At 50.8% G+C, this 11,767-nt stretch carries 14 protein-coding genes and 1 tRNA gene; 11 read left to right on the plus strand and 4 right to left on the minus strand.

The features are described from left to right. Nucleotides 1-159: 159 nt before the first annotated feature. Nucleotides 160-236: transfer RNA gene (locus JFC11_RS14460), tRNA-Val, on the plus strand. A 59-nt stretch (nt 237-295) separates the two neighbouring features. Here JFC11_RS14460 and JFC11_RS14465 read toward each other — a convergent pair. The 4 genes from JFC11_RS14465 to JFC11_RS14480 form a co-directional block, all read right to left on the minus strand. Then, a complete protein-coding gene (locus JFC11_RS14465; RefSeq protein WP_095604129.1) occupies nt 296-769 on the minus strand; it encodes a GAF domain-containing protein in 474 nt (157 codons plus the stop codon). A gap of 79 nt (nt 770-848) precedes the next feature. Beyond that, the gene (locus tag JFC11_RS14470; protein ID WP_198349830.1) at nt 849-1,640 is read right to left on the minus strand and encodes a MetQ/NlpA family ABC transporter substrate-binding protein; all 792 of its coding nucleotides are present in this window, start codon (nt 1,638-1,640) and stop codon (nt 849-851) included. Nucleotides 1,641-1,754: 114 nt separating this feature from the next. Continuing rightward, a complete protein-coding gene (locus JFC11_RS14475; protein ID WP_038483760.1) occupies nt 1,755-2,408 on the minus strand; it encodes a methionine ABC transporter permease in 654 nt (217 codons plus the stop codon). Continuing rightward, nucleotides 2,389-3,432, minus strand: coding sequence for a methionine ABC transporter ATP-binding protein (locus JFC11_RS14480; RefSeq protein WP_038483762.1), 1,044 nt, complete (start codon nt 3,430-3,432; stop codon nt 2,389-2,391). The genes JFC11_RS14475 and JFC11_RS14480 overlap by 20 nt, the downstream gene beginning before the upstream one ends. A 460-nt stretch (nt 3,433-3,892) precedes the next feature. Between JFC11_RS14480 and JFC11_RS14485 the strand changes: the two genes are divergently transcribed. From JFC11_RS14485 to moaE, 10 genes are all read left to right on the plus strand, one after another. Further along, nucleotides 3,893-4,519, plus strand: coding sequence for a riboflavin synthase (locus JFC11_RS14485; protein WP_038483764.1), 627 nt, complete (start codon nt 3,893-3,895; stop codon nt 4,517-4,519). 199 nt (nt 4,520-4,718) lie between these two features. Then, on the plus strand, nt 4,719-6,017 hold the full coding sequence (locus JFC11_RS14490) for an NCS2 family permease (protein ID WP_038483766.1): 1,299 nt from the start codon (nt 4,719-4,721) through the stop codon (nt 6,015-6,017). Nucleotides 6,018-6,051: 34 nt separating this feature from the next. Further along, nucleotides 6,052-6,597 (plus strand): adenine phosphoribosyltransferase, encoded by a 546-nt coding sequence (locus tag JFC11_RS14495; RefSeq protein ID WP_038483768.1) that lies wholly within the window; start codon nt 6,052-6,054, stop codon nt 6,595-6,597. An 8-nt stretch (nt 6,598-6,605) separates the two neighbouring features. Further along, nucleotides 6,606-7,085 (plus strand): xanthine phosphoribosyltransferase, encoded by a 480-nt coding sequence (gpt, locus tag JFC11_RS14500; protein WP_009723428.1) that lies wholly within the window; start codon nt 6,606-6,608, stop codon nt 7,083-7,085. Nucleotide 7,086: 1 nt separating this feature from the next. Further along, a complete protein-coding gene (gene ung, locus JFC11_RS14505) occupies nt 7,087-7,770 on the plus strand; it encodes a uracil-DNA glycosylase (RefSeq protein ID WP_198349831.1) in 684 nt (227 codons plus the stop codon). Nucleotides 7,771-7,867: 97 nt separating this feature from the next. Beyond that, complete coding sequence (upp, locus tag JFC11_RS14510) at nt 7,868-8,497, plus strand: uracil phosphoribosyltransferase (RefSeq protein WP_038483772.1); 630 nt, start codon at nt 7,868-7,870, stop codon at nt 8,495-8,497. Between the two features lie 88 nt (nt 8,498-8,585). After that, nucleotides 8,586-9,815 carry a uracil-xanthine permease family protein gene (locus JFC11_RS14515; protein ID WP_038483774.1) on the plus strand — a complete coding sequence of 410 codons (1,230 nt, stop codon included), beginning with the start codon at nt 8,586-8,588 and terminating at the stop codon, nt 9,813-9,815. A 41-nt stretch (nt 9,816-9,856) separates the two neighbouring features. Next, nucleotides 9,857-10,408, plus strand: coding sequence for a molybdopterin-guanine dinucleotide biosynthesis protein B (mobB, locus tag JFC11_RS14520; protein ID WP_198349832.1), 552 nt, complete (start codon nt 9,857-9,859; stop codon nt 10,406-10,408). A gap of 60 nt (nt 10,409-10,468) precedes the next feature. Next, on the plus strand, nt 10,469-11,263 hold the full coding sequence (gene moaC / locus JFC11_RS14525) for a cyclic pyranopterin monophosphate synthase MoaC (RefSeq protein WP_198349833.1): 795 nt from the start codon (nt 10,469-10,471) through the stop codon (nt 11,261-11,263). Between the two features lie 4 nt (nt 11,264-11,267). After that, nucleotides 11,268-11,744, plus strand: coding sequence for a molybdopterin synthase catalytic subunit MoaE (gene moaE, locus JFC11_RS14530; protein WP_120387028.1), 477 nt, complete (start codon nt 11,268-11,270; stop codon nt 11,742-11,744). Nucleotides 11,745-11,767: the final 23 nt, after the last annotated feature.

Below are 11,767 nucleotides of genomic sequence, written 5' to 3' on the forward strand. Positions count from 1 at the left end.
GAATAGTGGTTAATCTACGTTTAGCTTAGCGGTAACCGTAGATAAGTGTCGATAAGACATTAAAATTGAGGGGAGTTAATTCATTTACGTCATTTCAAAATGCTAAAAACTACTTGCAATTCAGCTATGAAGCCGTAGAATACGCATCCGTTGCACATCAGGACCATAGCTCAGTTGGTTAGAGCGCCACGTTGACATCGTGGAGGTCGGCGGTTCAAATCCGCCTGGTCCTACCAGATACTTAAAAGCCCCATGCCTCTTAGCATGGGGCTTTTTTTATGGCCAACCGATAAAGCTAGTCGATAAAGAGAGGGAGGTCAGTCTGGCGAATAAACGTAGCCACCAGTGCCTCAATACCCGCCTGATCTTCTTGACTAAAGCGTGCGTGCTGGGGGCTGTCTAGGTCGAGCACTCCCCAGAGATAGCTGTCGATCACGATGGGAGCAACGAGCTCTGAGCGAGAGTCAGCATCGCAGGCGATGTGATCAGCAATAGAGTGAACGTCATCAACCCGTTGGGTAGCTTGTTGGCGGGCAGCAGCCCCGCAAACGCCTTTGCTGAAGGGGATTGGATGGCAGGCAGGTTTGCCCTGAAATGGGCCAAGGCTGAGTTGGTTGGGCTGGCGCTGCAAATAGAACCCCACCCAGTTGATGTCGCTCAGTGCGTGTTGAATAAAGGCACAGGTTTGTGCGCTGTTGGTTAGCCAATCACGTGTGTCTAGCAGAGCTTCAAGCTGCCGATTAAGCAACGCATAATCAACACTATGCATACGAATTCCTTATAGGATTAAACACATCAGGCCAGCCCTAAGGCTGGCCTGATTATATCGATAGAGAAAACCGTACTGTTTATTCGATCCAGCCGGGTACAGCTGCGCCCTTAAACAATTCTTCTGCTTTTTCGATGACCTCGTCGCGCTGATAAGCGTCAACAAGTTGACGGATTTCTTCGCGATCTTCGTCTCCGCCCCGTACTGCAATCAAGTTGACGTAGGGAGATTCAGGACCTTCCTTGATTATCGCGTCACTGAGGCTCAAGCCAGCCGGTTGGGCGAACGTATTGTTAATGAACGCCATGTCGACGTCTGGTAGTACACGGGGTAGTTGTGCAGCTTCAATTTCGCGGAAACGGAAGTTGCGTGGATTTTCAGCGATGTCGATGGGGGTAGCTTCCAGGTTGCTCGGATCATTAAGTGTGATCAGGCCCTGGTTGTGCATCAGAATGAGTGCACGCCCTTCATTAGATGGGTCGTTGGGCAGCGCGATTTGAGCGCCATCGGGCAGTTCTTCGATGCTGTCGTATTTCTCAGAGTATGCGCCGATCGGGTAAACAAAAGTGTAGCCCGCAATGGCAAGATCATATCCACGGTCATTGACCATAGCCTGCAGGTACGGTTCGTGCTGATAAGCGTTCGCGTCTAAGCTGCCATCGGCGAGGGCAGCATTCGGCGTGACGTAGTCGGTGAACTCAATGATCTCGACGTTTAAGTCATACTCTTCTTTGGCAATTCGCGCTGCCACTTCCATGACTTCGGTTTCCGGACCTGCCACAGTGCCCATTTTGATGGCGCGTGTTTCTGCGTTGGCAACGTTAACTGCAAGGGCTAAGGCAGTCAGGCTGCCGATAAGTAGTTTTTGCATGGTGTCACTCCTGTGGCACAGTAAATGTTGGATGTGATTATGCGGCAATAAGAAATAAAATTCTAATGCGTTTTGGTTATATTCGACTATGCCGATAAAAGGTGCAGACTATCGTCACTTGCGATCACTTTTACGCACTAAATAGTCGCCCAGGCTTTGGAAACCTTGAACCATCACCACCAGTATAACGACGGTAATTAACATAATGGTGGGGTTGAAGCGGTTATAGCCATAGCGAATGCCTAAATCGCCCAGGCCACCGCCACCTACGGCGCCCGCCATGGCAGAGTAACTGACCAGTGTCACTAACGTAATCGTCAGTCCCGTGATAATACCGCCCCTTGCCTCAGGGATCAGTACCTTGGTAATGATCTGCCAAGGCGTTGCTCCCATTGATTGGGCGGATTCAATAAGCCCCGGGGATATCTCGTTAAGCGCACCTTCGATTAGCCGAGCTACAAATGGAATAGCAGCAATAGTTAACGGTACTGAGGCGGCATTAATACCAATAGACGTGCCGACCAGCATGCGGGTGAACGGGATAATCGCCACCATCAAAATGATGAACGGAATTGAGCGGCCAATATTGGTAACAATGCCTAGCACTTGATTGAGTGCTGGCATCGCTAATATCTGACGAGGGCGAGTCACGTAGAGCATGACGCCAAGTGGCAGGCCGAGCAGGGTGGCGATCACGCCTGAAATAGCCACCATGTAGAGCGTATCCAGCGTGGCTTGTAAAATAAGATCAAACATTGCGCTGGACATGACCAAGTACCTCTACCTGTAGTTGATGTGCTTCTAAATAAGCCATTGCTTCCTGAGTTTGAGCGGGGCTGCCGAGCAGCTCTGCAATCATCAGCCCTAGGGTGCGGTCTTGAATGGACTCGACCTTTGCCTGGAGGATGCTGACATCAACGCTGCACTCCCGCGCTAAGCGTGAAATAAGGGGCGTCGAAACAGCATCACCGGAAAACGTTAGCCGAACGACGGGATGAGTATGTTCGCTCGGTGTATCGCTTAAACGCTCGATCAGTTCTTTAGGTGGGCTTAGCTGCAAAAAGTCGTTCAGGAACTCCCTACCCAGCTGTGTGATAGGCGCAGTGAAGAAATCACCGACCTCGGCGTCTTCTACTAGCTCACCATCGGAGATGAGGCTTACTCGATGGCAAATAGACTTCACAACTTCCATTTCGTGAGTGATCAACAAAATGGTGATGCCGAGCTGCTGATTAATTTCTCTCAACAGCTCAAGAATCGAACTGGTGGTCTGGGGGTCTAGTGCGGAAGTGGCTTCATCGCACAGTAAGACGTTGGGTTTGCTGGCCAGGGCGCGGGCGATGGCGACACGCTGCTTTTGACCACCAGAAAGCTGGGCTGGGTATTGTTTGGCTTTATCAGACAAGCCCACCAGCTCCAGCAGCGGCAATACGCGATCCTTTATAGCACTGCGGCTTTCGCCCATTAACTCAAGGGGAAGTGCCACATTATCAAATACAGTACGCGTTGTTAGCAGATTGAAATGCTGGAAAATCATTCCAATGCGGTGTCGGGCACGGTTTAATTCGCCGCGACTAAGGCGGGTCATTTCCTGGCCATCGACTGATACGCTGCCAGTGCTTGGGCGTTCAAGTAGGTTGACACAGCGAATAAGGGTCGACTTGCCTGCGCCCGAAAGACCAATAACGCCGTGAATGGTGCCTTTGGGAATCGTTAAATTGACATCTTTTAGGGCATGAACGGCACTATTGCCAGTGCCATAGGTTTTACTAACGTTGCTAATTTCAATCATAGCGTCTGCCTTAACGGTAGGCCGAAGACGGAGTGCGAGGGAGCAAGCGTAGGGCGGGAAATAAAAAAAGGCCACCCTTGCGGGTGGCCATCAACGCTGGACACACCCTTTTAGCTGCACTTCACCAAGCCATTGGCTTGGTGGACGCCCGCAATCTGGGTACAAATCGGCGTCATTACATTTGCGGCGAAAGTCTAAAGAGTGGTGGGTGTCTTGTCAATTAGCGCCGTTCTATTTCATGTTTTAATGCGATAATTCAGGTTTATTTTCTGAGTCAATGATTTTTGTTAGTGATTGATTCTGATGAGTGCTAATGCGGCGCTTGTTATCAGAAAAAAAGCCGTTTCAACGTTTGTAGCAAGGCTTCTGGCTGCACACGGGTTGGGTATTAGTAGTAAGCTTGCACAGAATTTTAGGACCTGTTTTGACTTTAATGCGTTGAGAAAGAGGGCGTAGCAATATGTTTACTGGCATTGTGCAAGGCGTGGCTGAGGTCGTCGCTGTTAAAGAGCTGGAAGAGTTTCGCACCCACGTAGTCGCATTGCCGGAGGCGTTGCGTGAAGGGCTCACTATTGGTGCGTCGGTAGCCCATAATGGTGTTTGCCTAACGGTAACCGCGATAGAAGATGGGAATGTCAGTTTTGACCTGATGCGTGAAACGTTGCGTTTGACAAATCTTGGTGCAATTGCACCAGGTCAGTGCGTCAACATAGAGCGCGCGGCGCGTTTTGGTGATGAAATTGGTGGGCACTCCATGTCAGGCCACATTATTTGTATGGCCAATGTGGTGGCAATCGAAGAGGCACCCAACAATCGTCGGCTTTGGTTTTCACTGCCTGAGAGAGTCGCTAAGTTTGTATTCGAGAAAGGGTACATTGGTGTTGATGGTATCAGCTTGACGGTAGGTGACGTACGTCCCGCCAGCGATAGTGCGGGGGTGGAGTTTAGCGTCAATCTGATACCAGAGACGCTGGCGCGTACAGTTTTAAAAGACCGGTTGCTAGGCGACAGGGTCAATATCGAGATTGATCCGCAAACCCAGGTGATTGTTGAAACAGTTGAAAGGGTGTTAGCGAGTCGTCTTTAGTCGTGTTTTTTGTCTTACCGTTGACCGATCGGTTAGCTCATGGCCTGAAGTTTGCTATTCATAATAGATAGGTGGGTGACTTCCCACCAACGCTAGCGGCACACGGGGCACTCGCAACGCGTAGAGCCTTTAGGTAGTATGTGCGGCTTTTCTCGCATCAAGGGACGCATTCAGCGTAAGCGCGAAGGATAAAAACGACATGAAACTTCTGGACAACTACTTCAAGCTCACCGAGCAGAAGACCAATGTAAAGACCGAGGTGATTGCTGGATTCACCACGTTTCTTACGATGGCTTATATCATTTTCGTCAACCCGAGCATTCTCTCGGAAGCGGGGATGGATTACGGCGCGGTGTTTGTGGCTACCTGTATCGCCGCTGCTATTGGCTGTTTTGTCATGGGGCTTTGGGCAAACTATCCGATCGCGCAAGCACCAGGTATGGGGCTGAATGCCTTTTTTACCTACGGTGTGGTGCTGGGAATGGGCTATACCTGGGAGGCGGCATTGGGGGCTGTCTTCTTCTCCGGCCTGACGTTCTTCCTGCTAAGTATTTTTAAAATCCGCGAGTGGATCATTAATTCTATTCCACTCTCATTGCGTTTGGGGATTGCCGCGGGTATTGGCTTATTCCTTGCGATGATTGCACTTAAAAATGCCGGTATTGTGGTCGCTAATCCAGCCACCTATGTGGCGCTGGGTGATCTATCCCAGCCACCCGCACTTTACGCCTTACTGGGCTTTTTCGTTATTACGGCGCTTTCCTATCTGCGTGTGACCGGTGCGGTAATGATCGGTATTTTGGGTATCACGATCCTTGCGATGCTGTTCGGCCATAACCAGTATGGCGGTATTATGTCGATGCCGCCTTCGATTGCACCTACCTTTATGGCAATGGATCTAATGGGCGCACTGGATGTGGCCATGCTAAGCGTCATTTTTGCCTTCTTGTTTGTGGATTTGTTTGATACGTCAGGCACGTTGGTAGGGGTGGCCCACCGCGGCAAACTGCTGGATGAAAATGGCAAGCTGCCGCGCATTGGTCGCGCGATGATGGCCGACAGTACCGCGTCTATGGCGGGTGCTGCATTGGGTACTTCGACAACGACTAGCTATATTGAATCAACTGCGGGTATCGCTTCCGGTGGTCGTACGGGGTTAACGGCGGTTGTGGTCGGTGTGCTGTTTTTAATTAGCCTTTTCTTTGCGCCGTTAGCAGGTTCTATTCCGGCCTATGCGACAGCAGGGGCACTGCTTTACGTGGCCGTTTTGATGGCGGGTAGCTTAGCCCACGCAAACTGGGAAGATCCAACCGACGCTGCGCCTGTACTGATCGCTGCCCTGGCTATGCCGCTGACGTTCTCAATTGCTGAGGGAATTGCGCTTGGTTTTATTAGCTATGTGGCTATTAAAGCGCTTTCGGGACGGTTCAGCGATTTGAATCCCGCGGTCATAACGCTGGCGCTTCTGTTTGCAGCAAAATTTCTTTTCCTGGGTTAATTACCCGCTTTATCTTTAATCAATGAGAGACGCGATGAGCATCTACGGCGACTACATTAAGTCCGTTATTCGCACGGTTCCTGACTGGCCAGAGCAGGGCGTAAATTTTCGTGATATCACACCGCTACTGCAAAATAGTGCTGCCTTTCGCAAGTTGATTGATAGCTTTGTGCATCGCTACCAGGAAATGAACTTAGATGCCATCGCGGCGATTGATGCCCGTGGCTTCATCATTGGTGCGCCCTTGGCCTACGAGTTGGGCTGCAGCTTTGTGCCCGTTCGCAAGAAGGGCAAACTGCCTTTCAAGACGATCAGTGAGACTTACACGCTTGAGTACGGCCACTCTGAAGTTGAGCTTCATGCCGATGCTTTCCAGAAAAATGATCGTATCCTGCTGATGGATGATCTGATTGCCACTGGCGGTACTATGCTTGCAGCAGCGAATCTAATTCAACGCTCTGGTGGGCACGTGGTGGAAACCGCAACTATTATTGAGCTGCCTGAGCTGGGCGGTTCCCAGAAAATTCGCGACGCTGGCTATAGCGTATTCGCGGTATGTTCATTCACCGAAGACGAGTAACGCCTCTTATGAGCAGCGAACGCTATCATCAGCACTTCACCATTTCCTGGGATCAACTGCACCGCGATGTGCGTCAACTTTGTCATCAGTTAATTGAACGAGATTTCAAAGGTATCGTCGCGATTACCCGTGGTGGATTAATACCTGCGGCGCTCATCGCCCGTGAACTCAATATTCGCTTGATCGATACCGTTTGTATCAAAAGCTATGATCATATGGATCAAGGCGGTTTAGACATTATGAAGGGCGTTGACCATGATGGTGATGGTTGGCTGTTGGTTGATGATCTGGTAGACACCGGTAAAACTGCCCGTGCTGTTCGTGAAATGCTGCCTAAGGCGCATTTCGTGACAATGTATGCCAAACCAGAAGGGCGCCCTCTGGTTGACCAATACCTTACCGAAGTGGCTCAGCAGTGTTGGATCCAGTTCCCTTGGGATATGGGCATTGCTTATGTTGAGCCGCTGGCGGATCAACTGAAGAAGTAATATGGCTAACCCGCTACCCGACGATTGGGATCAATGGCTTGGGCAAGAATTTCAGGCTGACTATATGTCAGCCCTGAAAGCATTTTTGGCCCAAGAAAAATCAGCCAAAAAAGTTATCTACCCGCACTCATCGCATTGGTTTCGCGCTTTTGAGTTGACACCTTTAGCCTCTGTGAAAGTCGTTATTCTAGGGCAAGACCCCTATCACGGCCCAAATCAAGCTCATGGGTTGTGCTTTTCGGTGCAGCCGGGCATCCAAGTGCCTCCCTCTTTGGTCAATATTTATAAAGAATTAGCTGCTGATGTGGGGTTTACACCCGTGCGACACGGCTTTTTGGAGTCTTGGGCAACCCAGGGTGTGCTGCTGCTGAACACCGCATTAACGGTTGAGCAGGGTAATGCCGCTTCTCATCGTGGCAAGGGGTGGGAACACTTCACTGACTGCGCGATTGAAACCGTCAGTCGGCATGCTGAACCGTGCGTTTTCTTGTTGTGGGGCAGTCATGCGCGCCAGAAGAAAGTCCTGATTGATCAGTGGCGCCACTTGGTGTTGGAATCCCCGCATCCTTCGCCACTCTCGGCGCATCGAGGCTTTTTTGGCAATCATCACTTTTCCCGTGCCAATCAGTTTTTAGCAGAGCATGGGCGTTCACCGATTGAGTGGCAATTGCCGGAAACCCCTTAACCTACTGGTCAGTTGCGGGTAGAATGGCGCGCAATTTTGTAAGCTTGTCGATGCGACTTAGGTCGCCATCCTGAATCCCATGCAGCGAGGAAGTCCCATGAGTGTCTACGCCATTAATCATCCGCTTGTTCAACATAAGCTGGGACTGCTGCGCGAAGCTGATTTAAGCACCAAGAGCTTCCGAGAGCTGGCTGGTGAAGTGGCTAAGCTGCTGACCTATGAAGCAACAAAGGGGCTAGAGCTCGAAGATCATGAGATTCAAGGCTGGAACAACGAGCCTATTGCGACGCGTCGCTTGAAGGGAAAAAAAGTAACGGTTGTGCCAATTCTGCGAGCTGGTTTAGGTATGCTGGAGGGCGTAACTGACCTGATTCCTAGCGCACGCGTCAGCGTAGTGGGTCTTTATCGGGATGAAGAGACTCTTCAGCCAGTGCCTTATTTCGCCAAGTTCGCCAATGATATTGAAGAGCGCATGGCACTTGTCATCGACCCGATGCTTGCGACCGGTGGCTCAATGGTGGCGACGTTAGATATGTTGCGTGAGCGTGGTTGTGAGCATATGAAAGTCATCGTGCTGGTAGCTGCCCCTGAGGGTATTAAGCGTGTTCAGGATGCGTACCCAGATGTTGAGATTTACACCGCATCCGTTGATGACCGGCTAGATGAGCATGGCTACATCGTGCCTGGTTTGGGAGATGCAGGTGATAAGATCTTCGGAACGCGCTAAGCACTCCGACTAACAATGCCCCTTACGCTTCGCGTTGGGGGCATTTTTTTGGCTAACCACCGACAACGAAAACATTGGAAACGTTTAGATGAGACATTCAGCAAGTCATGAGTCTTGGCCCAAAATGCTGCTGACAGGTGCGCAAATGCTATTCGTAGCCTTTGGTGCACTGGTATTGGTTCCACTGCTGACTGGTCTAGATCCCAGTGTCGCACTGTTTACCGCAGGTATTGGTACGCTGGTGTTTCACGGAATTACCAAGCAGACGGTGCCGGTATTCTTGGCGTCATCATTTGCGTTCATTGCTCCCATTCAAGGCTCGATAGCAAGCTTTGGCGTGTCAGCCACGCTGGGTGGCTTAATGGCAGCAGGGGTGGTGTACGTTGCCATTTCTCAAGTAGTACGTGTTAAAGGCACTGCTTGGCTGCACAGGCTGTTACCGCCTGTTGTTGTCGGGCCAGTCATTATGGTGATTGGTTTAGCATTGGCGCCAGTCGCTGTCAGTATGGCAACAGGAGAGACAAGCGATAACATTGGCTATGGTCAAGCGATCTTTCTTTCCATGGCCAGTTTGCTGGTAACGCTGATATTAGCTGTCTTCGGGCGTGGAATTCTTCGCTTAGTGCCGATAATGGGTGGTATTGCAGTAGGGTATGGCTTAGCGCTTGTTATGGGCGTTGTCGATTTCACTGCGGTGCGTGATGCTGCTTGGCTATCATTGCCCAGCTTTACTGCGCCGAGTTTTCACTGGGCGGCTATTTTGTTCATGATTCCTGTCGCGATTGCTCCTGCGGTGGAACATATCGGCGATATGGTGGCGATAGGCTCAGTGACACGCAAAAACTATTTAGAGAAGCCTGGTCTTCATCGCACCTTGTTAGGCGATGGGTTGGCGACAATGGCGGCTGCGCTGTTTGGTGGTCCTCCTAATACAACCTATTCAGAAGTAACGGGGGCAGTGACGCTGACTAAGGCATTCAACCCCATGTACATGATCATCGCCGCAGTGATTGCGATTGTACTGGCCTTTGTAGGCAAGCTGGGCGCGTTACTGCAAACTATTCCAGGCCCTGTAATGGGCGGTATTATGACGCTGCTGTTTGGTTCGATCGCAGTGGTTGGTATGAATACCCTGGTGCGTGCAGGCCAGTCATTAACTGCGGCGCGTAATCTCGTGGTGGTTTCGTTAATTTTAGTATTTGGGATAGGTGGAATGCAGTTTGGAGGTGGTCAGTTCACCCTCCAGGGCGTGAGTTTAGCTGCGTTAGTTGGCATTGCGCTAAACTGGCTGTTACCTGCTGAGAAAGAGGGCGAATAGCCACTCAATCATACCTACCGGTTGGTCATTGGGAGTTGTTAATGGAAGAGGCAATTGATAGTCCATTTCCTGTACTCGGCATTGCTGCGTGGAGTGGTACTGGTAAGACGACTCTGTTAGCGCAGCTTTTGCCTCGCCTGCGCGAAAAGGGGCTCAGGGTGGGGGTGATAAAGCATGCCCACCATAGCTTTGATGTCGATCAGCCAGGAAAAGATAGCTATAAACTTCGTCAGGCTGGCGCTGCGCCTATGTTGATTGCATCCCGAGAGCGTTTTGCCATGATGCAAGAGACACCTGGCCAAGAAGAACCGGACCTTGGCTACCTCTTGTCACTGATGATTACCCAGGCGCCAGATTTGCTCATTGTCGAAGGCTTTAAGGCGTGGCCAATTCCTAAGCTAGTCCTGTACCGTGCAGGAATTGGCGATGTTTCCATTGTCAGTGGTGACTGGGTACAGGCGGTAGCGTCAAGTGGTTCGCTGCCTCCATCAATTCGCCCAACAGCTAAGCGGCTGGACCTGAATAATATTGAAGCGATCACTGAGTGGGTAATCGAGTGGATGAATGCTCAACCCAATGCTGTGGCTAACTAAATTAGCAGCTCCCAAATCAGTATTTTTATAACACCGTGGCTTGATTAAATAGGTAACGATATGCAGCTAACTCACCTCAATAAACACGGCGAAGCCAACATGGTCGATGTCGGAGATAAGCGAGAGACTCGCCGCGAGGCGGTAGCGTCTGGGCGTATCGTTATGCAGCCTAAAACGTTGCAGCTGTTGAGTGATGGCGAGTTGCCCAAAGGCGATGTGCTGGCGACCGCGCGCATTGCGGGTATTCAGGCAGCAAAGCGCACGCATGAGTTGATCCCGTTGTGCCATTCATTAGCGCTTTCAAAAGTCTCTGTAGATTTCGATATTGATCACGCTAACGGCTGTGTTGAAGTCTCCGCGCTTTGCCGCCTTAACGGACAGACCGGGGTGGAAATGGAAGCCCTGACAGCCGTGTCAGTAGCTTGTCTGACGCTTTACGATATGTGTAAAGCGGTGGATAAAGAGATGCGCATTGACGCCATTCAATTGGAAAGTAAGCGGGGCGGTGTTCGTGGCGATTATCAACGAGGTGTGCCAGAACCAATTGTGACTGGCGGTGGCGTTGCGGGAGAGGTTCGCTTAGGCGAGCGATGTGCATCCCCTTGCGTTCGGGTTAAGTTTCTTGCTGAGCTGCGTGAGCGGGTGGAAGAGAGTGACCTTGCCATTGGGCTTGATCAACTGCCGAGTCGAGATGTGGCGGGGTTGAAAGCGGCGTTAAGCGCTATGGATGCACGCTTTAATGTGTTGTCAGAGCAGCGCACGTTGTGTGCTATCAATCAAGTGATGGCCAACGATAGTGCGCGCCTTACCGATGAGGATGAAGTGGCCTTCTTTCCTCCAGTGACGGGTGGGTAATCAGATGGCTGATATTACAGAGACTGAATTGGATATTGCTGTCAGGGTTCAAGAAGAAGCGTTTAAAATGGATGATGGCTATGAAAGTGCGCTGCGCAAGCGCACCGATATCGGCGCTATTGTCACCTTCACGGGATTTGTGCGTGACTTTAATGAATCCCCTGATGTTATTGGGCTGACTCTTGAGCACTACCCAGGGATGACCGAGCGCACATTAACGCAGATTGGTGAGCAGGCCTATCGGCGTTGGGATTTACAGGCCGTGCGGATTATTCACCGCATTGGTGATTTGACGCCGGGAGACCCTATTGTGCGGGTGCTGGTGGCCAGTGCTCATCGCCGCGATGCTTTCCAAGCCTGCGACTTTATTATGGATTTTTTAAAAACCCAGGCGCCGTTTTGGAAGAAAGAGCACTCCCGTCAGGGGGCTTACTGGGTAAAAGAGCGGCATACTGATCAGCAAGCTGCAGAACGCTGGTAGACGATATTGCCAATAGCATTAAT

It is taken from the genome of Vreelandella alkaliphila, assembly GCF_016107625.1.
GTDB classification, from domain to species: Bacteria; Pseudomonadota; Gammaproteobacteria; order Pseudomonadales; family Halomonadaceae; genus Vreelandella; species Vreelandella alkaliphila.

Excerpts from the sequence above, each read along its gene's own strand:
- upp (WP_038483772.1), top strand. The coding sequence starts at position 7,868 with ATGAGTGTCTACGCCATTAATCATCCGCTTGTTCAACATAAGCTGGGA.
- mobB (WP_198349832.1), top strand. The coding sequence starts at position 9,857 with ATGGAAGAGGCAATTGATAGTCCATTTCCTGTACTCGGCATTGCTGCG.
- JFC11_RS14470 (WP_198349830.1), bottom strand. The coding sequence starts at position 1,640 with ATGCAAAAACTACTTATCGGCAGCCTGACTGCCTTAGCCCTTGCAGTT.
- JFC11_RS14485 (WP_038483764.1), top strand. The coding sequence starts at position 3,893 with ATGTTTACTGGCATTGTGCAAGGCGTGGCTGAGGTCGTCGCTGTTAAA.
- JFC11_RS14515 (WP_038483774.1), top strand. The coding sequence starts at position 8,586 with ATGAGACATTCAGCAAGTCATGAGTCTTGGCCCAAAATGCTGCTGACA.
- moaC (WP_198349833.1), top strand. The coding sequence starts at position 10,469 with ATGCAGCTAACTCACCTCAATAAACACGGCGAAGCCAACATGGTCGAT.
- JFC11_RS14465 (WP_095604129.1), bottom strand. The coding sequence starts at position 769 with ATGCATAGTGTTGATTATGCGTTGCTTAATCGGCAGCTTGAAGCTCTG.
- JFC11_RS14475 (WP_038483760.1), bottom strand. The coding sequence starts at position 2,408 with ATGTCCAGCGCAATGTTTGATCTTATTTTACAAGCCACGCTGGATACG.
- gpt (WP_009723428.1), top strand. The coding sequence starts at position 6,606 with ATGAGCAGCGAACGCTATCATCAGCACTTCACCATTTCCTGGGATCAA.
- JFC11_RS14480 (WP_038483762.1), bottom strand. The coding sequence starts at position 3,432 with ATGATTGAAATTAGCAACGTTAGTAAAACCTATGGCACTGGCAATAGT.
- ung (WP_198349831.1), top strand. The coding sequence starts at position 7,087 with ATGGCTAACCCGCTACCCGACGATTGGGATCAATGGCTTGGGCAAGAA.
- moaE (WP_120387028.1), top strand. The coding sequence starts at position 11,268 with ATGGCTGATATTACAGAGACTGAATTGGATATTGCTGTCAGGGTTCAA.
- JFC11_RS14490 (WP_038483766.1), top strand. The coding sequence starts at position 4,719 with ATGAAACTTCTGGACAACTACTTCAAGCTCACCGAGCAGAAGACCAAT.
- JFC11_RS14495 (WP_038483768.1), top strand. The coding sequence starts at position 6,052 with ATGAGCATCTACGGCGACTACATTAAGTCCGTTATTCGCACGGTTCCT.